This is a genomic window from Aquirufa sp. (assembly GCF_044377215.1).
GTDB lineage: Bacteria > Bacteroidota > Bacteroidia > Cytophagales > Spirosomataceae > Aquirufa.
The window spans coordinates 1-21,459 of sequence record NZ_JBILJM010000008.1; the positions used below are offsets into that span (position 1 = coordinate 1).

A 21,459-nucleotide genomic window follows, 5' to 3' on the forward strand; every position below is an offset into this window, starting at 1 on the left:
ATTTTAATATTACAATTTATAAAAATGATAATAAACCAGCAAGTCTATTTACCATTTTTATATTATTGAGGTAATTTGACCTAATAATTCCTACTTTTATCTTGACCTTGATTCAAATAATTCATATTTTTACTATTGAGGTCCGTCCTTTAATTTCCACCTTTAATGGTATTTATAAACCATTCTCCTCCAGTAATTTACTAACCCGAATTGAATAAATTTCATCTGTTATCATCCCCTTATTATTCATTGATTTAAGGTACTCTAGTTTCGATTCTAACGAACTTTCATCGGGTTTCCTAGCAATTACCTTATTGACAATTTCTTCCTCTTTCTTGTCTCCACCATCAATAAAATCAAACATAGATTTAAGTTTGGAATCATCCTTCCCAATGTATTTAGAAGTCATTGTCATGGAACTATGACCCATTTGCTGAGAAATGGATTTCATATCGACACCCAATTTATTTCCAATGGTTGCATGAGTCCGCCTACCCATATGAAATGACATCAAAGTATAGAATGGAACTGAAGGGTTTTTTGTAGGGTTTTTACCAACTCTTTTAATTGTACTTACGGAACTATTAAACTTAAGTATTTTACCAATTTCTTTAAGGTGTAAATTCACCTTAGTCAAATAATTTTGACGAGTAAAATCACTATTCAAACAATTCAATGGGAATAAATACTGAAATACGGATTTCCCTTTTGAATATTTTTTGTACAGTTGTTTAGATAATTCATTTTCAATTATCGGGACTTCTTCCTTTGTTTTTTGTTGAATTATACTGTACTCCCTATTTTCTATATCAAAATCACCTACTTTAACCTTAACACAATCACTCCACCTTAAACCAGTTGCAACACTAAACAAAAACATATCTTTAACTACTTCATACGTGGTAAAACAGTTAAATTTATTCTTAGACTTCATTCCTACTAAATTCCCCTTTAGGTCTCTTTTTGCTCTTTTAGTAATTGGGTCTTTAATAGTTTCAAATAATTCATCTTTAACTATAAAGGACTTTTCAAGCCAACCATCATAATATTTCAAATAGAGTGGATTACCATTTTTATCTAAACTCTGTGATGAGTAATCAAACTCTAAAAAGTTATTTAATTCCTCAATTTGGTAAGGACTTAACGAAACGACCTTCTTTGAACCTACCGGTAATTTTGTCCTATAATCCACAACAACTTTGCTTGCATAATTCTCTCGTTGAGAAAAAAGCAAAAACTGACGAAATTGAGATATAATTTTTGCTGATGTTGAATTACTATATTCTTTACTAACCAAATAGGTTTCTAAATCTATATAGAAGGAATTATTAACTTCTCTAAAATCAATTTCATCATCACCTCTTTGTTTAATAAACTCTTCAATAACCCTTAATCTGTAACAAATTGACCGATAATATGTGGTTGTCTCATCTAATGATTTTATGTACTTCTCTCTTAATACATAGAGTAAAGGGAACTTATCAATCGTAGTTTCTATGTGTTTAACTACCAATAACTCCCTCTTAAATTGTTTCATTCCCAACTTAACTAATTCCGTAGTTGGTTGAACTCCTTCACTTTTTAACTTACTAATAACTAAATAGACACTCTCTTTGAACGAATGTAAAATTTGATTTTTACCTTCAAATTCAATATCACTCTTTTTAATTGGATTTTCTTTTTTCCCATCACCGAAATCCTTCTTTTCACACTTCACAGACGGAGACAATTCCAATCTTTGAGAAAGGTGAGTATAAATTAGAATCACATACCCATAACCTTTATCACTTTTTAGTTTGTAGTATAAGTTCATTTGTATTAGTTAAAACACAAACATAATATATTCTGAGGAAAATTTCCCCAAAATTTGCGGATTTTCTCCCCAAATTACCAATTTTTAAATTAAATAAAATTGATTAAATAATTGATTATCAATCATTTAAAATAAATCAGACAATAAAGATTAGATACTAGTGGGACCACCAGAATCCACCTCAAAAGGGTGGATTCTTTTATTTTACGGGAGTCGTAGCAAAACAGGTAGCACGAGAGGGGTTTTCAGGTGAAGTAAAACTTCGTTTAAATTTAAACGAAGTCAAGAAATAACCTTTATCGGTCCAATTAATGCTGACGATTTACATCCTTTTTCAGTCTGTCCCATGATAAACGGTTTTAGTAAATCACATAAATCGCAAAAAATATCATGTGATAGGCCGAGTACCACTAGCCTCTGGTTTTTTAACCGATAAGGTATTTTTAAATGATCCTTCTTTGTTTGGCGGCGGTTATCGCGCTAAGTTTCCAGATCGAGATGTTCAGTGGTTTATGGCATCGGCCAATAAACTAGCTTTCTTAGGCGATATGCCTGGGGGTTTAACAAGTAATGCCTTAGCCTTTTGTTTACAAAGTGATTGCATCGATGTGGTAATACCAGGCGTAAAGGATCTGAGCCAATTAAATATACAATTCAAAGCGCTTGAAATCCCTTCGCTTTCAGATGATTGTGTTAAAAAAATAGGGGAAGCAGTGCCGGCTGTTCCGACTTGGTGGTTACCTGCTTAATTTAAAAACGGATCTAAAATCTTGGTCGGTTTTCCGGTGTTGTCAAAAGCACCTAAGGAATAATTTTTCCAATTGTACGCCTGAGGTTCCCAATACATTAATCCAAATGCCTGTTTTTTGGATAGTTTTAAGATTCTGTTTTTTAAATCTTCCACAAACATTTTTCCATTTTCAGGATCATTGTAATTAAAACCTATTTCACAAAGCAGGGTAGGTTTATTGAATTTTACGTTCAATTCAACGATATTTTCTATGCAGAGCTGGTTTAAGCTTAGCCAATTTTTAGCATCTGGATACAAGGACATTCCGATGATATCATACCTTGTTTTATACTTTTTTAATCCATCAAAAATCCAATTGAAAAGTTTCTTGTCATAACCATTTGAAATATGAACGATGACGCCAATGGATACATCAATCTTTTTTGTGGCACGGTAACCAGCTTCAATGAATTTTGCAAATGTGTCCATGTTGGTTGACGCTCGACCCACTTCCCACATCATCCCATCATTGGTTTCATTCCCTATCTGTACAAATTCAGGTACAATATTATTTGATTTTAATGTATTTAAAACTTCAAATGTATGATCGTAAATTTTAGCTTCTAGTTCTGTGATAGTCTTGCCTTTCCATTCTTCTGGCATAAATTGTTTGCCTGGATCAGCCCAAGAGTCACTGTAATGAAAGTCGATTAATAATTTTAACCCGATGGCTTTTGCCCTTTTTGCTTTGACTAATAAATCGGATAGATTACAATATCCATCTTTTGGATTTACCCAGACACGAAGTCTAATGGTATTAAATCCTAATTCTTTCATTAATATAAAGCAATCTTTTTTAACCCCTTGAGCGTTGTAGAAGGATATGCCAGCTTTTTCCATTTCGGTAACCCAACTAATATCCGCGCCTTTGATTAATTCGGTAGGTGGGGTATATGGATGCAGAATGGTATCTAAAACGACAGTTTTGCTGGAAATTGGGGTTTCTACTTGTGCACATGATTGTAAAAATATCAACAGACTAAATAATAATACGAGATATCTTTTCATCTGTGCTTCTACTAAAGAATATTTTCTATTTGATTGATGCTATGTAAATATTCGCTAGGGGATTGACCCGTTACGCGTTTAAAGGACCTATTGAACGCTGTTTTAGAATTAAATCCTGCTTCAAAAGCCACAGCTAAAAAGGTGTAGTTTTGGAATTTAGGATCGTCTAATTTCTCTTTAAAAGCCTCTGTTCTATATGTGTTTATGAAATCAAAAAAGTTTTTCTGAAAGGAATCATTGAGCGTTTTGGACATAACATGGGGTGAGACATTCAGTTGTTGGGCTAGCTCATTTAATGTCAATTTTGGATTTAAATAAGGTTTAGATTGCACCATAATTTCGATTATTTTTTCGGCCAGTTCATCTTTGATTACTTCCTTATTCTCTTGGATGTAATTTTTTTCCCTTTGAATAGGGGTATTTAAGTCGATTTCATTTTCGGTACCCAAAATATTGTGCTTCTCTGAAATTTTAAAAATCTCAGGTTGGTGTATCGCATAATAACCTAAAAAGAAAGGAGAAGTAGCGAAGACGAACCAAATTAAATCAACGATTTGGCTGCTTAATAAAGTTAGGTCTTCGTCCATGAAAAAACCTATCAGGTAGATCAGCATGGCCATAAGGCCTAAAATAATACAAGCTAAATAGATGATTTGTGTGATGCTTAAGTAACTTAAATTCTCCTCAAACGAAGAGCTTATTTTACTTTTTTCGAAGTAAATATTCAAAATCTTTCTGAATCTATTCCATTGAAGTAGATTCCAAATAATTCCCGTAGACCCTATAAGAATGAATAAAATTTGAAACGATGGCTCATGATTTAATTGAGAATAACGAAACGTATCATAATCTAAATTAAAGAAAGGCAAATAGATTAGTAATTGGAGAATACTGGGTAGATAGATCCAGCGCCACTTAATTTTAAAGTCGCTCGATCTAAATAATAGCTTTTCGATGTATAAATTATATAAAGGAGCAAAGGCAAAAATGATAAAATCGGGGATCAATAATAATTTTGGAAAATCCTGTGCGATATTTCTATCACCAGCGATTATTTTCATTAATAGCGTGGCCGAAATCACCCCTATTAATAGGATAAGCCAACGGTTTGCTGCCCAGTTGGAATTTTGAATGGTAGGGATTGCAATCATTAATAAAATTCCACTAAAGCTGGCAAACAGTAAGAAGAGACTATATAAGTCGAAAAAGTTAAATATTCCGGTTAGGTCTTCCCAGTTTTCAACATCTATATTGGTCTTATGTTCGATGTCTCGAGGATTCCAGACCAACTTATCCGATCTTCCGATTTTACGGTTTGGCCTAGCTTTCCCATTTCCATAGCATTCTACTGAGGCCCAATTGCCACGAGTGATTTTGTATTGGATTTCTGATAATTCAGATTGAATGGTTGTTCTGTAAGAACCATCCGAATGTTTGATTAATAAATAATTATCATCGCGCGGATTCCAGTTGTTGAAATTTCCGGCGATATACAATTTAGCATCGAATGGAGTAGCTGAAGGTATTTTATTGACTACTATTCGATAGGTTGCTTTTTTCTCCCATCCTAATAGTTGGATGATCTGGTTTTTTGTTAAGTCTTGGCTTTTGTCATCATATCTTCGATTGGCATTTACGCCCCCGTCTCTTGTGCCCTCAACTAAATGCCAAGTTCCTTGGGTTATTTTATATTCAAAAACATGAACGCTATCGGGAATAGTTACTTCATAATTCCCATTTGATTTTTTCTTAAATTGAAACCTAGGATCTCCCGGATCCCAATTGTTAAAATCTGCTGCTAGAAAAAAATCACCTCGGGGGAGCAACTTTTGGGTAGGGGCAATTAGCTCTAATTTTTGTTGGCCCAGGCTGATGAAACTTATGAATAATAAAATAGGTAAGAAGTTGACCCTTATCATTTTGCGTTTTAATTTTAAGCTTGTAATTGCCAACATATAATCTAGTACCATATTTTTCATTGTTCCACTTTATAAAATGAATCGCATAATTAATTGTAATTTACTCATTTACAGCTAATTGTACTAATTCATTGATTATTGTCATTTATTAAAGTGGGGCGAATCTAATGGATTACTCCTTTAATTTTGAGTTTTTAAAAAAAATATTTTTTCAATCATTTTTAAATCATATTTATGAAAGCTAAAATTACTAGCTGGATCGAAGGACTAAGTCAAAGTAAAGGAAAGAATTTATTCTTAACACTTGCTTTGATCACGTTTTCAGTTTTTTCGGTCATTGCGCAGCAGACCGTTACTGGTACTGTTACTTCAAAGGAAGGACCTATTGCAGGAGCCTCTGTTACCGTTAAGGGAACAAACAAAGGAACCTCTGCTGATTCAAGGGGACAATTCACCATTTCAAATGTTTCTTCAAACAGTGTTTTGGTGGTTTCTTCTATTGGTTTTATAAGTAAGGAGGTTAGCGTTGGCAATCAAAACCAACTTACAATCACCTTAGAAACTGATTCTCAATCGTTGAACGAAGTGGTAGTAATCGGTTACGGTTCTCAGAGAAAGAAGGACTTAACAGGTTCTGTGGTTTCGATCTCGTCCGTTGATTTTCAAAAGGGTAATATCGTAACGCCAGATCAGTTGGTTGCTGGTAAAGTAGCAGGGGTTCAAATTACTTCTAATGGTGGTGCACCTGGCGCGGGTTCTACGATACGTATTCGTGGGGGCTCTTCGTTAAACGCGAACAATGATCCATTAATCGTGATTGACGGTGTGCCATTAGATAATAATGGTATTTCTGGTGCTGCTAACGCATTGTCTTTTATAAACCCAAATGATATCGAATCGTTTAACGTGTTGAAGGATGCATCTGCCACGGCTATTTATGGTTCAAGGGCTTCTAATGGTGTTATTTTGATTACTACTAAGAAAGGTAAGAAAGGCGATGATATTAAAGTATCCGTTAGCTCAGTGGCTTCATCAGCTCAAGCTCGCGCTTATGTAGATGTTTTATCAGCTGCTGATTTTACTTCAGTGATCAATTCAAAAGGTACTGCTGCTCAAAAGGCTATGTTAGGTAAATCTTCTACTGATTGGCAAAAAGAAATATATCGTGATGCCATTTCAATAGATAATAACGTTAGTATTACAGGATCCATTAAAAATATACCGGTTCGTGCATCGGTGGGTTATTTAAATCAAAATGGTATTTTGAAAACGTCTAATATGGATCGTATTTCAACTTCAATTGGTGTTAGCCCTAGCTTTTTAAATAACTCCTTAAAGGTGGATTTAAATTTAAAGTCTTCCGTGATCAATAATAATTTTGCTAATCAAGGCGCTATCGGTACTGCAGTAGGATTTGATCCAACGCAATCAGTTACTGGAAGTGATTTTGGTGGGTATTTTGAATGGTTAGATCCAGCGACTAAGAAACCAAATTCTTTGGGACCGAAAAATCCAGTGGCTTTATTGAATCTACAAAAGGATCAATCTAAGGTAAATAGAACAATCGCAAATGCAGTATTTGATTATACAATGCCTTTTTTACCTGAATTAAGAGCAAATGCAAATGTAGCTATTGACAAGTCTTCTTCTGAAGGAACGATCAACATTCCAGCAGGAATAGCTAATTCATATGACCGTGGGGGTAAAGCAGGTACCTATTCTCAATCAAAGGATAATAAGACTTTTGAGTTTTATTTGAATTATGTTAAAAGTATTGGCATGCATAGAATTGATGTCATGGGTGGTTATTCCTATCAAGATTTCTTGAGAGATAATACTGATTTGGACAAGAATGTTGCAGGTACGGTATTTAATAATACGTATTATAAGACGCAAAATACCTTGGTATCATTTTATGGTCGAGCCAACTATTCATTAAACGATAAGTATTTATTTACATTTACCTTACGTAATGACGGTTCTTCTAGATTCTCTCCTGAAAATCGTTGGGGTGTTTTCCCAAGTGCTGCGGCTGCTTGGAAAATTTCTGAAGAATTTAAGGATTCCGAAGTTATCTCAGACTTGAAATTGAGGTTAGGTTGGGGTGTGACAGGTCAGCAAGATGTATTTAGTGATTATCCATATTTGGCACGCTATACAAATTCTGAACCTAATGCTCAGTATCAGTTTGGAAATACATTTTTAAATACCTTGAGACCAGAAGGATATGATGCCAACATCAAATGGGAGCAAACAACAACTAAGAACATTGGTTTAGATTTTGGATTTAAAAAAGTAGGGATTACAGGTTCGATCGATGTATATCAAAAGGAAACGAAAGATTTACTTTCCGTTATTCCAGTGCCTGCAGGTTCTAATTTAACTAACCAGATTTTAACGAATGTGGGTAATCTAGAAAATAAAGGGGTTGAGGTAACGTTGAATTTCAATCCGATTCATACGGCTAATGTTAACTGGGATTTTGGTGTAAATGCTACATTCAATCAAAGCAACATTACGAATTTGACCAAGGTAAAAGACCCGACCTACCAAGGGATTTTAGTGGGTGGTATCTCAGGTGGTGTGGGTAATACCATTCAGATTCACTCTTTGGAATATTCTCCTTATACTTTCTATGTGTATCAGCAGGTATATAACACGAATGGCAAGCCAGTTGAAGGACTTTATGTAGACCGCAATGGTGATGGCAAGATCTCTTCTGACGACCGTTACCGTTTTGAGTCACCTAATTCAAAGTATTTCTTTGGAGCTTCTTCTAATCTACAAATTAAGGATTTCTCATTCGGATTTGTGTTGAGAGCTAATGTTGGGAATTACATGTATAATAATACCAATGCAAATAGTGCGGTTTATCGTGCGGCAACGGGAGGAAATAATTTCTTATCTAATTTGGTTCCTAATGTGAATGAAACCAACTTCAATAACACGCAATATTTCTCTGATTACTACATTCAAAATGCTTCATTTTTACGTGTAGATAACATCAGCTTTGGTTATAATTTAAACAGATTATTAAATGCGAAGAAATTCAATGCTCAATTATCATTGAATGTTCAAAATGCATTTATTGTAACTAAATATCAAGGCTTAGATCCGGAAGTTGGCGGTGGAATTGACAACAACATGTATCCAAGACCGCGTACTGTTTCATTGGGCTTAAATGTGAATTTTTAATCGTTAAATCGTACAGAAATGAAAGCAAAATATATAACAATTGTAAAGGGAATAAGCTTGAGTATCGCCTTAAGTATATTGTCCTCATGTATGGGAGATCTGGATAGAGTCCCGTTCATCGAAGTTACGTCGGCCACGGTTTTTAAAGATCCAGCTAACTATAAGCCTTTGTTGGCTAAATTATATGCGGGTTTAGCCGTTTCGGGCCAACAAGGTCCCGCTGGGAAACCTGATATTTCAGGCATTGACGAGGGTTTTTCAACCTATTTACGTCAGTATTTCAAAGCGCAAGAATTACCTACAGATGAGGCGGTGATTGGTTGGAATGACGGTAGTTTACCAAGTTACCATACCATGACATGGACTTCAGGTAATGAGTTTATCACCGCGATGTACAACCGTATTTATTACCAAATTGGAATTTGTAATGAATATATTCGTGAAACATCGGATGAAAAATTAGCTTCAAGAGGTATCACGTCTCCTGAGATTAAAATGTATCGTGCAGAAGCTCGTTTTTTAAGAGCTTTAAGTTATTACCATGCACTAGATATGTTTGGTTCAGTTCCTTTCGTTACTGAAAAAGATGCGGTAGGTTCCTTCTTACCAAAACAAATTTCTAAGGCCGATTTATTTGCTTACATCGAATCAGAATTGAAAGCGATCGAAGTAGATATGGCTGAGCCAAGAAAGAATGAATATGCTAGAGCGGATAAAGGTGCAGCTTGGACTTTATTGACTAAGCTTTATTTAAATGCTGAAGTTTATATAGGTGCAGGTAAATATACGGAGGCGATTACTTCTGCTAAAAAGGTGATCGGAGCTGGATATGTTATCGAGTCTAAATACCAGAATTTGTTTTTAGCTGATAACAATAAATCTGCCGAAATCATTTTCCCAATTGCCTTTGACGGAACCAAAACTAAAACTTGGGGTGGGATGACCTTCATGGTTCATGCGCCTGTAGGAGGTAAAATGAATCCAGCCGAATTTGGAATTAATGGCGGTTGGGGTGGTTTAAGAACGACTCAACAATTTGTGGATCATTTTGATGACAAGTCTGGAAAGACAGATTCTAGAGCTATGTTTTTTACGGATGGACAGAACAAGGAAGTTGCAGATATTTCTGCTTTCACCGATGGATATGCGATTACGAAATATAAAAACGTAACGTCAACAGGCGTGAAAGGTTCAGATTCAGAAGGTAATTTTCCTGATACGGATTTCCCCATGTTCCGTTTGGCAGATGTATATTTAATGTATGCGGAAGCGGTATTACGTGGTGGTTCTGGAGGTGATTTGACGACAGCATTGCAATATGTAAATGCATTGCGCGCAAGAGCTTATAATGGAACTCAAGGAAATGTTACCCTATTGAACTTAGATTTGATCATTAAGGAAAGAGGAAGAGAGTTGTATTGGGAATGCCATAGAAGAACCGATTTAATCCGTTTCAAACAGTTCACCGGAACTAGTTATGTTTGGGCTTGGAAAGGTGGAACTAAGGCAGGTGCAGGCGTTTCAGATAATATGAAATTATTCCCTATACCTTCTTCCGATATTGTAGCTAATCCTAATTTAGTTCAAAACCCAGGATATTAATTAGGTCTTAAAAGATAAAATATACGATTATGAAAAAATCAATGTTTAAAATATTTTCACTTTTTGTATTCAGCTTAGGCTTAATATCGTGTGAAAAAGAATTTCTGAAACCTATTTTGACCGCGACGACCGGTCCAAATATCACTTTGTCTAAAGCTGCTATCGTTTTAGTCAAAGAGCAAATCGCTACAGAAGCGGTTACGGTTACTTGGCCTAAGCCTGATTATGGCTTCAATGCTGCGGCAACTTATACCCTTTTAATTGACAAAAAAGGGGGTGATTTTTCTAAGGCAGCCGCATTTACTGTCGGTGGCGACTTAAAGAAAACGTTTAAAGTGGGAGAGTTAAATCCAATTTTGTTGCAACTAGGCTTAAAAGCCGGAGTAGCAGCTGGGGTTGATTTTAAACTTCAATCGGTTATTGGACCCACTACTTCTTATATGTCTCCTGTGGCAAGTATTACTGCTACTCCATTCTTAGATAAGTTAGACTTGTCGACCAACTGGGGTGTGGTAGGTAGTGCAACGCCAGGTGGCTGGAATGGACCAGATTTACCTTTCTACAAAACGGATGCGGCTAATGTATTGGTTGCTTATGTTGACTTAGCCGTAGGTGAAATTAAATTCAGAACGGACAATAAATGGGATTATAACATAGGCGATGGGGGTGCAGGTGCTTTAAAAGTTAATGGAGATAATATCAAAGTGAATGCTGCTGGTACCTATAAAGTAACCATTGATTTAACTAAAAATACCTTTACGGTAGTTCCTTACACGTGGGGTGTTGTAGGTTCAGGAGCTCCAAATGGTTGGGGTGGTCCGGACGTGCCTTTCTGGTATGATCCAGCGACAGATCAGTGGAGAGCCATTGCCAAATTAGTTAAGGGTGAAATTAAGATTCGTTTCAACAATGATTGGGGAGTTAACTATGGAGATGATGGGGCTAATGGATCCCTTGAAGCAGGTGGTGCTAATATTGCCATAGCTGCGGATGGATTTTATTTAGTCACATTTGACCAAAAAGATCTGAAGGTTAAAATTGAAACGTTTAAAGTTTATGGGATCGTCGGAAGTGCCACGGCTAGCGGTTGGGGTGGACCTGATACCAAATTCAGACCTGATTTCGGTAACGAAGGGGTTTGGTACATCAATAACATTTCATTAAGTGCAGGTGAAGTTAAGTTCAGACTGAATGATGACTGGGGTGTTAATTATGGTGACGATGGAGCGAACGGATCATTAGAAGCTGGTGGTGCAAATATTGCAGTAGGCGCCGCAGGAGTTTATAATGTTAAGTTGGACTTCAGAAATCCTAATGCGCCAACCTACACGTTAATTAAAAATTAAGTTCTAATCTAAAAGGTATATGCCAATGAACATTTGGGTCTGTGTATTTTCACAGGCCTAAGTGTTTATTGCATACTCCTGATTTTAAGAAAGCACTTTATGGACTTTGATTCAATTAAATTTTAATTGACCGATATTTTATTGAATAAAATAATCGCCACGGAAGTTTTTTCATCCTATTTGAAAACGAATTATCAAATGAAAAAAATCATTTATTTATTATTCTTGTTACTAAGCTTTACTGCTTTTTCCCAAGAAAAATCCATCCAAATTGAACCCATGAATTGGTGGGTGGGAATGAAAAACCCTAATCTCCAATTGGTTTTACGAGGTGAAAACATAAAAGGTGCTCAGGTAAAATCGGCAAAAGCTGGACTGAAGATATTAAAAATACATAATGCCGAAAGTCCCAATTACCTATTTGTGGATGTGTATATTGACAAGGCGGCTAAATCTGGCGAATACCCACTTCAAATTATGAAGGATGGTAAATCGTTGGCAATCATCAATTATTCACTGGAGGCCCGAGTTTCTGGCAGTCAAAATCGCGAAAGCTTTACCTCGAAAGATGTTATTTATTTAATCACTCCGGATCGTTTCGCCAATGGCGATAAAAATAATGACGCATTCTCGGCTATGTTGGAAAATGATGTGGATCGTTCTAAATTATTTGCGCGCCATGGGGGAGATATTCAAGGGATTATTGATCGTTTGGATTATATCAAAAAGATGGGTTATACGGCTATTTGGAGCATGCCTTTGCTTGAGAATGATCAGAAAGTTCAAAGTTACCATGGCTATTCCATCACCAATCATTATAAAATGGATCCACGTTTTGGAACCAATGAAAAATTCAAGGAATTATGTGTTGAGGCTCATAAAAGAGGAATTAAAATCATTTCGGATATCGTTTTAAATCATATTGGGAGTGGCCATTATTGGATGAAGGATATGCCGTTTAAAGACTGGATTAATCATGGAACTGAATTTGTATCTACAAACCATCGTCGGGAAACACATCAAGACCCACATCGATCTTTAGCAGATAAAAAAGGTTTAGTGGATGGTTGGTTTGTCCCTTCCATGCCTGACATCAATCAAAATAATCCATTTTTAGCTAAATACATGATTCAAAATACCATTTGGTGGATTGAATATGCGGGTCTAGGTGGTTTACGAATTGATACCTACCCTTACTCTGAGAAGAGCTTTTCCAATGCTTGGACTTTAGCTATTTCAAACGAGTATCCCCGATTTAATATGGTGGGTGAAGAATGGTCATTAAATCCAATCATACCTTCGTATTGGCAAAAAGGAAAGGTTAACCCAGATGGTTTTCAGTCTGGCTTACCTAGTTTAATGGATTTTCCTCTTCAGAATGCTATCTACGAGGGCTTAACTGAGCCGGAATCATGGAACCAAGGCTTATTAAAAATATACTCGGTTTTGGCGAATGATCTGGTTTACCCCAATCCCAATAACCTAGTTATTTTCTTAGATAACCACGATATGAATCGTTTTTTCACCCAGGTAAAGGAAGATAAGGACTTATTCAAAATTGGACTTTCGCTCATTTGTACGATGCGTGGTATTCCACAAATTTATTATGGTACGGAAATTAATTTTGCTAATCCTAAGAGCAATGAGCATGGTGAAATTCGGAGAGACTTTTTAGGCGGTTGGCCTAATGATGTAAAGGATGCGGTAACCGGGAGTCAGTTAAGTGTGAATGAAAAAAATACGCAAGATTTTTTAGCCAGTTTATTGAATTGGAGAAAGGGAAATGAAGCGGTGACTCAGGGTAAATTGATGCATTTTGCTCCTGTTGATGGAATATATACCTACTTCCGGTATACGGATAAATCGAAAGTGATGGTTATTGTGAATAAGAATGCTAAGGAAAGCCAAGTAAATCCTCGATTATACAAAGAAATTTTACCGTCAAATGCGACATTAAAGAATATAATTAGTGGACAAATTTCTAATTTAGGGGAATACATTAAGGTTGGCCCTAAATCTGCGCTGATCGTGGAAGTTAACTAACAATGCAATTCAAAAAGCAATTATTCTTTTTATTTCTTTTAGTAAATTTTAAAGCTCTTGGTCAGGTAACGACGCAAGAGCTTTTTCCTAATGCCGAAAACGAAATAACTATTATTGTTGACCTGAAAAAAGCGAAGGACTCTAGAGCTACAGGTTTATTAGGTAAATCGTCCGACGTATACCTATGGTCTGGTGCAGGTGCTACTGAAACAGGTAGCGCTTTCCAATATCAACCCAGTGGACAAACCAATTTCTCCGCTCCCTTTGAAAAGGGGAAAATGACTTCCTTAGGCAATGATGTATGGTCAATTAAATTAAATCCTAGAAGCTATTTTTCTGTACCAACAGGAACGCCTATTGTCAAACTTGGGCTATTGTTAAAAAGTGGAGATGGCAAAAGCCAAACGGAAGATTTTTTATTAAATCTTTATACGGGTTCTTTAGGCATTAAATGGCTAGCACCTACCGAAAAATTCACTTTAAGCGAGGCTAATAAAACGGTAAAAATCCGTGCTACTTTCTCAGCTAAATCAAATGCTGAATTAAGATTAGGTTCAACGCTCATTTGGAGTCAGACCGCCGCGGACTCAGTCAATGTTTCTTATACCTTAGGTGCTGAACAGGGTAAATCGTATCAATTTGTGCTTAGTATTGAGACTGGAAGTGTTAAATACAAAGATTCGGTACAAGTATTAACTAAACCTCTTGTCGCGATTAAAGATCGTCCTTCAGGGGTTAAAGATGGAATAACGTATGTAGGGGATCATGTTTTCTTATCCTTATATGCTCCGCAAAAAAGTTTTGTTTATGCGATCGGTGAGTTTTCCAATTGGAAGGTTAATCCAGCTTATTTAATGAATCGGACTTCCGATGAAAATCGATATTGGATTGATTTAGGAAGTTTTTCTTCGGGCCAAGAGGTGGCTTATCAGTATTATGTGGATGGGAATTTAACCGTTGCAGACCCATTAGCCGATCAGGTATTAGATCCCAATAATGATGTGTATATCACGAGTAAGACCTATCCTAATTTAAAAAAATATCCTTCCGGTCCCTCAGGGATAGTATCAGTATTTTCAACAGGTCAAAAAGATTACCCTTGGACCATTAAGAATTTTATTCGACCTAGCCAGAGTAATTTAAACATTTATGAGTTGTTGGTCCGTGATTTTGTAGCGGATAAACGTTATGTGACGGTTGCTGATTCCTTGCCCTATTTAAAGAAATTAGGCATAAATGCCTTGGAATTAATGCCGGTGATGGAATTTACGGGAAATGATTCCTGGGGATATAATCCCATCTTTTATTTTGCGCCCGACAAGGCCTATGGCACTAAAAATGACTTAAAATATTTGATCGACAAATGCCATGAAAATGGCATTGCAGTTATTTTAGATATGGTTTTGAATCAAGCAGACCTTGAAAATCCCTATGTTAAGATGTATTGGGATGGAACAAAGCCCACGGCCACTAGTCCCTTTTTTAATGTAACGGCGACTCATCCTTACAGTGTTTTCTTTGATTTTAATCACGAAAGTCCACACACGCAATGGTTGGTCGACGCGGTATGTCAATATTGGCTCACGGAGTATAAAATGGATGGATTTCGGTTTGATTTATCCAAAGGATTTACGCAGATAAATTCTGGGACCAACGTGGATTTGTGGGGTAAATATGATGCAAGTCGAATCAAGATCTGGAAAAGGATTTATAATAAGATTCGAACCTATGATGCTAATGCCTACGTGATTTTAGAGCATTTTGCGGATAATTTAGAGGAGAAAGAATTAGCAGAATATGGGATGATGTTATGGGCAAATGCCAAATTTGACATGACAAAAATCATTCAGGCATATCCCAATACCTATGATTGGATCTCATATAAAATGAGAGGTTTTACGAAACCGCATTTAGTTAATTATATCGAAAGTCATGATGAAGAGCGCTTAATGGTGGAAATAGCTAGTTCAGCTGCCAGAAAAGTGTTTAGTGCGAGTGAGAAGTTGGACCGAATGAAAATGGCCGCAGCTTTATTTTATACGATTCCTGGTCCTAAAATGATTTGGCAATTTGGAGAGTTAGGCTACGATGTGTCGATTAATTCGAATGGTCGGACAGGTACAAAACCACTGTTATGGAATTATTTGCAAGATAAAGAACGGGTTAAGTTATTGGGGGTATACCAACAAATGGCCAATTTGAGGTTAAGCAAAACTATTTTTCAAACGACTGACTATAGAATGGATGTGGCCAATGAATTCAAGCAAGTAAATTTAATTGAGGGGAATTCTCAAGTTTTACTGATTGCTAATTCTGGTCCTGAGACAAAATCATCCACGCTGACCTTTCCTGTAACTGGGAAATGGTATGATTATTTTAGTGGTCAATCTTTTGACGTAACGAATAAAGTCTTGCCGATCAATCTAGTGAGTGGCGAGTTTCATTTGTTAGTTAATGAAGCATGGAATAATAAAAATTTGAATTTGGTTCCTTGGTCTGTGCCCAACTTTCAAGTCTTGGGAACGGCTAAAGAAAGTGCCTTGTCTTTACATATTTATCCAAATCCTAGCCAGGATGTCATTCATATTTCTTGGAATGCCGGTGCACAAAGCGAGGTTGATTTTAAGATTATAGATAATATGGGTCGTGAGATTTTATCAAAGAAGATTCCTCAAATCCCAAATCGTTTGAATGAGTTTGAATTTTCTATAACAGAATTGTTAAATGCCGGTGTCTATTTTATTCAAATGGGCACCGCCGTACGGAAAATAGTGGTTGAATAAAGATTTTGTAGAGACGCGATACCTCGAGTCAATTTAAACCTTAACATTATTTTTATAAGAAAAGGTATTTTTATTAGAAAATATTGAACTATAAAATTGGATTTAAGTTGATGAGAGATTTCTTACAACTTAAAATTCAGCATTATTTCATTTTAAATAAAACAAACTGATTTAACGGTAGCATGCAGCAAACAAGAGAGCACAAGGAACTGATTTTAAACCACTCAAATCCTATTGAATAGGTCAGAGAAATTGGAATAGATTAAACTTGTTGAGACCCTGATCCGATTAAAATTTAATTGTAGCCATATCGACTCGGCTAGTGGGACCACCAGAATCCACCTCAAAAGGGTGGATTCTTTTATTTTACGGGAGTGAAAGCAAAACGGGTAGCACGAGTGGGGTTTTCGGCCGATATTTAAATTGTTTAAATTTAAACGAAGTCTAGAAATAACCTTTGCAGGTCTAATCTATTAGGGGGTAAGTACAAAAATTGTGATGCGACTACTTAATTGACCTACTTGCAAGTAGACAAGAGATTTGACTTGTATTTTAAATGATGGATATTTTTTTTAACATTGTTTTAAAATAAGCACTAGTAGAAAACATTTAATTTGGAATAAATGGATAGTTTCAACCTCTTGCTATTAACTCAGGTCTAAAATTCAGAGAATGTCTTACAATTTAAATGCTTTGCTTTTTCGTTTCGTTTTTATTTGTGTGTTTGCGCTTCATGCTGTTTTAATTCATGCGCAAGCCGTACAGCCAACCCTAAAGCTAGCGCTATTCGATGTAGACGCAACACCACCGGTAGGGTCTGAATTAACGTATAATCCCATGGTTAATGACTGGGATTTAGGCTTACGCGCGAAAGGGGTCGTTATTTTAGGTGCGGGGCTTCCGATTGTCATGTGCTCAGTAGATTGGATTGGGATCAGTAATGATAGTCAAGATGAATTTAAACGCGTTATGGCTGAGGCGGCGGCTACAATTCCTGAGCGTGTTGTTGTGCATGCCATTCATCAGCATGATGCCCCCACATCCGATTTAGGGGCAGAGAAATTAATGCAAGAGGCAGGCTTAAATCCAAGCGCTTTTGAAGGGACTTATACAAGAGATCTGATTAAACGTCTCGGTCTTGCCATCCAGAAATCTATTTCTGTTGCAGTACCCTTTACACACATCGGGAAAGGACAAGCCCCTGTATATCAAGTTGCCTCCAATCGACGGATAATAGGGTCTGATGGGAAAGCCAAAGCTTCGCGAACCTCAGCCACCCTTGATCCAGCTATCCGTGCTGAACCCGAAGGATTAATTGACCCCATGGTCTCTTTGATTAGTTTTTGGAATAATGATAAACCCATTGCGGTTTTAAGTTATTATGCCTCACATCCACAAAGTTATTACAGAACTGGGGTGGCTAATCCTGATTTCCCTGGGATTGCTCGTTTTTTACGCCAATTGGCCGTTCCTGATGCACTTCATATTCATTTCAACGGAGCAGGCGGAAATTTAACAGCAGGAAAATACAATGATGGAGATAAAAAAAATAGATTGATTTTGGCCGAACGTTTGGCTGATGGAATGAAAAGAGCATGGGATCAAACCCAACTTGAGCGTATAGAACCAAACTCCATTCAATGGAACATCGAACCGGTCGCTTTGATTCCTGCAACTCATATTGAATCACTGGAGGCAAAAATGAAAACGGAGACAGCTGTATTTTTAGCCAATAATTTATCAAAATTAGTTTGGTTAAGGCGTCTTCAATCTGGTAAAAAGATTGACATTTCTTGTTTAACCATGGGTCATGTGAAGATCCTTCATCTCCCTGGTGAGCCTTTTGTTGAATATCAACTGGCAGCCAAAGCCGAACGAAAGGATTTATTTGTTGCCGTAGCTGGCTATGGAGATTATGGGATGGGGTACATTGGAAATTCGATTGCTTATGCAGAAGGTGGTTACGAAACTGGACAGGCTTCAGCCGTTACTGCAGAGGCAGAGGCCATATTAATGAAAGCAATTCGCAAGCTCTTACATTAATTTTTGAAATTTAAGCTTTTATGTATTTCGCGCATAATCCGAATGATATCAAGGGTCAAGATTTTACCTGTTATTTTTTAGAAAAATCAATATGCCTGAATTGTTCTAAGCTATCATCTTAAAGGAATCATATATAATTATTCGTTTATAGGAGCCCAATAAGCACAATGGCCCGCAGGACTAACTGGGCCTTTAAATAATAAACATGCGCCACATGGTTTATCAGGAGCGGGTATGAAAAGGTTGCAATTTCCACATTGGTTATCTTCAACAGGCGATTGATTTACATAGGCCAATTTTTTTCTCTTCGCAATTTCATCAGCACTGACTTTAGAAAGATCATCGCATGGATTTTTAGGATCATCTTGGGGCACTGTTTTATTGGCTGGCTGCTTTTTTGCCGCATTGGATTTAAGGCTCAGTAAAGTTCCAGATCCTGCAAGCAGATAAACCAACTTCAAATACTTTTGGAGAAAGGTTCTTCGTACATATTTAGTCTCTTTCATGTCAATAGAATTTGCTCATTTTCAATTTTAGATCCAAAAGAATTGAAATTAGTGTGGTAAGTAAAGTTGACGCAAGGTCTGAAAAGAAGCCTTTACTTCAGACGCTAACCCTGTGTTTAGTTGGCTTGCTATTTCCTTTGAGGCGCCATTTTTAGTGAATCCTAATTTAAGTCCTTTTAGTGCAGCCGTTTGTAAATTTAAATCACTCATGGTAGGAAGAGAAAACAAATTTAAATAGGATACCATTTGGGATTTATTGTTTCTAGCTGCGATAGTATAAGAGAGGTCTTGTAAAAAACGTAATTTCCAAGTTTCAGAATTTGGAGAAAATACATTTTGGCCTACCAAAGATTCCAAAAGTTCTGGAGAGGAGCCAACCTCTGAACTTAAAACCGCAACCCGCATCCATTCATTTTCTCCTTGACTTTGAATAAGTTTTGAAAATGCAGCGATAATTTCTTGACTTTTAAACTGCCCGAGACTTAAGGCAGCCTGTAATTTTACCCTTGGGGACGAATCATTTAGCATGTTTAATATGATTGGAAGGGTTTCTGAATAGCGCTCAGCTAGCATTAACGCATTTTCACGAACACCTGGGGAAGAATCTTGTAACCCTTTTTTAATGACTGCAAAGTCCAATGCGTTTAAACCCTCCAGCACGTATAAAAGGTGCAATCTCGTTCTTGGATCCTTACTTTTATTGAATAGAAGTTTAGCTGATTTTACGACTGACTTATCTTGACGTTCGATAAGCAAACGATGCGCATGCGTCCGGTACCATCCATTTTCATAAGCTAAATAAGTAAGTAATTTGATACTTGATACAGCATTTAGATTGATGTTAACGTTTCTATAAGGGATGTTAGCCGGTTTAACTCGATAAATTCGCCCCATATCACTACCTGCCATAAAATCCATGTCGGCTTTTAAATCATCAGGAATCGAAACCGGTGTTTCAATATGTTGACGATAATAATCAAGCATATACAGGTATCCGTCAGGGCCAACCGAGAATGTAATGGGACGAAACCAGGGATCGGTGGAAGAGATGAATTCCTTGGTTTTTTCAGATTCAGCTCGTTTAGCCACCATGATAGGACTTGTTTCACTTGGACTTAGGATATCCCGATGGACCAAATTTCCTGATACATCACCCGTGAAAATATTACCATAAAATTCTTTTGGCATTGCATCACCATGGTAGATGGTACTTCCGGTCGACCCACTAAATCGGTCTTCCGCATATTCGATCCGATTCAAATTCGCTTCTTTGAATGATTTGTTTCTCCGGGCACTTCTTTCCGCCCGCCAGTAGGGAGGTTGAGTTTCTTGAAAAGTATGTTCTTCGTGATCTGTGATACTTGTACTAAATTTCGATATGGGAAGATAGGCATGCCTGTGCGTATAGCGCCAAGGAATAATTGATTGTTGGACATGAATTGAATTCTCAGTAAAGAAGCGATGGCCCCAGTCATCAATGGTTTGACCAAATTGTCCTGAACCAGTTTCAAGCTCAAAAACATTTCGATCCAATCTAAATCGAAAATCGGCACCTTTAACATCTAATGGGGGCATTCCAGCTAATTGGGTAAAGCTAACTTTTCCATTTTGGCCATGGTTATTTGCGTAAATCCAATTGTCAACACCTAATTTTAGGCTGGTAATTTGAGCTTCTGAATTGTTTTGAAAAAAACCTGAAAATAAAATTTCCGAGGTATCTGATTTGCCATCCCCGTTGGTATCTTTTAAATATAGAATATGAGGTGCCGCGGTAACAAGTACCCCCCCTTTCCAAAATAGTATGCTTGTCCCTTCCGTTATATTTTCAGCGAAAATGATTGATTTGTCAATTTTACCATCTCCATCTGTATCCTTCAACAAGCGAATTCGGCCATGGCCTTTTCCGGGCTCAACTTCATAGGGGTAATCGGGCATTTCTAAGACATAGGCATTTCCTTGGGCATCAAATTCTAAAGCTACTGGATCAAAGACATGGGGTTCAGATGCAAATAAGTCAACGGAGAACCCCTCGGCCACCTGCAACTTTTTCATGGATTCTTCGGGACTAAGAGGTGGGGCATATTTCTGAGCCAAACTCTCAGTCATTGCACAAATGAATGCAAGTAATAAAAGGATATTTCTGTTCATTAAAGGAGTCATCATAAGTTATTTTTTATGATTGAGATTTTCAATTAAATAGGTCATTCTACTCGTTAAATTAACTATTTTAAAATTAAAACAATTCAGAAGAGCAAATTACTAGTCAAACCCCATATTACTTGGACTCATTTGTTAAAACTTTGTGTAATAATTGATTGTTTTTGAGTTTAAATTTTTTCTAAAGTATTGATAATCTTGGCTTGAATCACCACCTCCTTTTTTTACTGATCTTCACCAAAGACAATCTATGA

Annotated in this window: 12 protein-coding genes; 7 read left to right on the forward strand and 5 right to left on the reverse strand. The window is 36.7% G+C overall.

Going from position 1 to position 21,459, the window contains the following annotated elements:
* Window positions 1–172: 172 nt before the first annotated feature.
* Window positions 173–1,813, reverse strand: coding sequence for a tyrosine-type recombinase/integrase (locus ACIQ6T_RS04215; protein ID WP_395784562.1), 1,641 nt, complete (start codon window positions 1,811–1,813; stop codon window positions 173–175).
* A gap of 371 nt (window positions 1,814–2,184) precedes the next feature.
* Here ACIQ6T_RS04215 and ACIQ6T_RS04220 point away from each other — a divergent pair, with 371 nt between their 5' ends.
* A complete protein-coding gene (locus ACIQ6T_RS04220; protein ID WP_395784680.1) occupies window positions 2,185–2,562 on the forward strand; it encodes an aldo/keto reductase in 378 nt (125 codons plus the stop codon).
* Here ACIQ6T_RS04220 and ACIQ6T_RS04225 read toward each other — a convergent pair.
* Window positions 2,559–3,611 carry an arabinogalactan endo-beta-1,4-galactanase gene (locus ACIQ6T_RS04225; protein WP_395784564.1) on the reverse strand — a complete coding sequence of 351 codons (1,053 nt, stop codon included), beginning with the start codon at window positions 3,609–3,611 and terminating at the stop codon, window positions 2,559–2,561. The two genes, ACIQ6T_RS04220 and ACIQ6T_RS04225, sit on opposite strands and share 4 nt — an antisense overlap.
* An 11-nt stretch (window positions 3,612–3,622) precedes the next feature.
* On the reverse strand, window positions 3,623–5,590 hold the full coding sequence (locus ACIQ6T_RS04230; protein WP_395784566.1) for a helix-turn-helix domain-containing protein: 1,968 nt from the start codon (window positions 5,588–5,590) through the stop codon (window positions 3,623–3,625).
* A gap of 174 nt (window positions 5,591–5,764) precedes the next feature.
* Between ACIQ6T_RS04230 and ACIQ6T_RS04235 the strand changes: the two genes are divergently transcribed.
* The 6 genes from ACIQ6T_RS04235 to ACIQ6T_RS04260 all read left to right on the forward strand — a co-directional run bounded on the left by ACIQ6T_RS04235 (window position 5,765) and on the right by ACIQ6T_RS04260 (window position 18,542).
* Complete coding sequence (locus ACIQ6T_RS04235; protein WP_395784568.1) at window positions 5,765–8,725, forward strand: SusC/RagA family TonB-linked outer membrane protein; 2,961 nt, start codon at window positions 5,765–5,767, stop codon at window positions 8,723–8,725.
* Between the two features lie 18 nt (window positions 8,726–8,743).
* Complete coding sequence (locus ACIQ6T_RS04240; RefSeq protein WP_395784570.1) at window positions 8,744–10,327, forward strand: RagB/SusD family nutrient uptake outer membrane protein; 1,584 nt, start codon at window positions 8,744–8,746, stop codon at window positions 10,325–10,327.
* A 29-nt stretch (window positions 10,328–10,356) separates the two neighbouring features.
* Entirely contained in the window at window positions 10,357–11,673 is a 1,317-nt protein-coding gene (locus ACIQ6T_RS04245) for a SusE domain-containing protein (RefSeq protein WP_395784572.1), read from the forward strand.
* A 198-nt stretch (window positions 11,674–11,871) separates the two neighbouring features.
* Window positions 11,872–13,716, forward strand: coding sequence for a glycoside hydrolase family 13 protein (locus ACIQ6T_RS04250; protein WP_395784574.1), 1,845 nt, complete (start codon window positions 11,872–11,874; stop codon window positions 13,714–13,716).
* A gap of 2 nt (window positions 13,717–13,718) precedes the next feature.
* Window positions 13,719–16,499 carry an alpha-amylase family glycosyl hydrolase gene (locus ACIQ6T_RS04255; protein ID WP_395784576.1) on the forward strand — a complete coding sequence of 927 codons (2,781 nt, stop codon included), beginning with the start codon at window positions 13,719–13,721 and terminating at the stop codon, window positions 16,497–16,499.
* A 672-nt stretch (window positions 16,500–17,171) separates the two neighbouring features.
* Window positions 17,172–18,542 (forward strand): hypothetical protein, encoded by a 1,371-nt coding sequence (locus ACIQ6T_RS04260; protein WP_395784578.1) that lies wholly within the window; start codon window positions 17,172–17,174, stop codon window positions 18,540–18,542.
* A gap of 137 nt (window positions 18,543–18,679) precedes the next feature.
* Here the strand turns inward: ACIQ6T_RS04260 and ACIQ6T_RS04265 are convergent, their stop codons facing one another.
* Together ACIQ6T_RS04265 and ACIQ6T_RS04270 are read right to left on the reverse strand one after the other, a co-directional pair.
* Complete coding sequence (locus ACIQ6T_RS04265) at window positions 18,680–19,048, reverse strand: high-potential iron-sulfur protein (RefSeq protein ID WP_395784580.1); 369 nt, start codon at window positions 19,046–19,048, stop codon at window positions 18,680–18,682.
* 48 nt (window positions 19,049–19,096) lie between these two features.
* Entirely contained in the window at window positions 19,097–21,211 is a 2,115-nt protein-coding gene (locus ACIQ6T_RS04270) for a PVC-type heme-binding CxxCH protein (RefSeq protein WP_395784582.1), read from the reverse strand.
* Between the last annotated feature and the right edge of the window lie 248 nt (window positions 21,212–21,459).

Bases quoted from the DNA above. Each gene is read 5' to 3' on its own strand.
- ACIQ6T_RS04215 (WP_395784562.1), bottom strand. From the start codon at position 1,813: ATGAACTTATACTACAAACTAAAAAGTGATAAAGGTTATGGGTATGTG.
- ACIQ6T_RS04225 (WP_395784564.1), bottom strand. From the start codon at position 3,611: ATGAAAAGATATCTCGTATTATTATTTAGTCTGTTGATATTTTTACAA.
- ACIQ6T_RS04250 (WP_395784574.1), top strand. From the start codon at position 11,872: ATGAAAAAAATCATTTATTTATTATTCTTGTTACTAAGCTTTACTGCT.
- ACIQ6T_RS04255 (WP_395784576.1), top strand. From the start codon at position 13,719: ATGCAATTCAAAAAGCAATTATTCTTTTTATTTCTTTTAGTAAATTTT.
- ACIQ6T_RS04245 (WP_395784572.1), top strand. From the start codon at position 10,357: ATGAAAAAATCAATGTTTAAAATATTTTCACTTTTTGTATTCAGCTTA.
- ACIQ6T_RS04230 (WP_395784566.1), bottom strand. From the start codon at position 5,590: ATGAAAAATATGGTACTAGATTATATGTTGGCAATTACAAGCTTAAAA.
- ACIQ6T_RS04260 (WP_395784578.1), top strand. From the start codon at position 17,172: ATGTCTTACAATTTAAATGCTTTGCTTTTTCGTTTCGTTTTTATTTGT.
- ACIQ6T_RS04240 (WP_395784570.1), top strand. From the start codon at position 8,744: ATGAAAGCAAAATATATAACAATTGTAAAGGGAATAAGCTTGAGTATC.
- ACIQ6T_RS04265 (WP_395784580.1), bottom strand. From the start codon at position 19,048: ATGAAAGAGACTAAATATGTACGAAGAACCTTTCTCCAAAAGTATTTG.
- ACIQ6T_RS04270 (WP_395784582.1), bottom strand. From the start codon at position 21,211: ATGATGACTCCTTTAATGAACAGAAATATCCTTTTATTACTTGCATTC.
- ACIQ6T_RS04235 (WP_395784568.1), top strand. From the start codon at position 5,765: ATGAAAGCTAAAATTACTAGCTGGATCGAAGGACTAAGTCAAAGTAAA.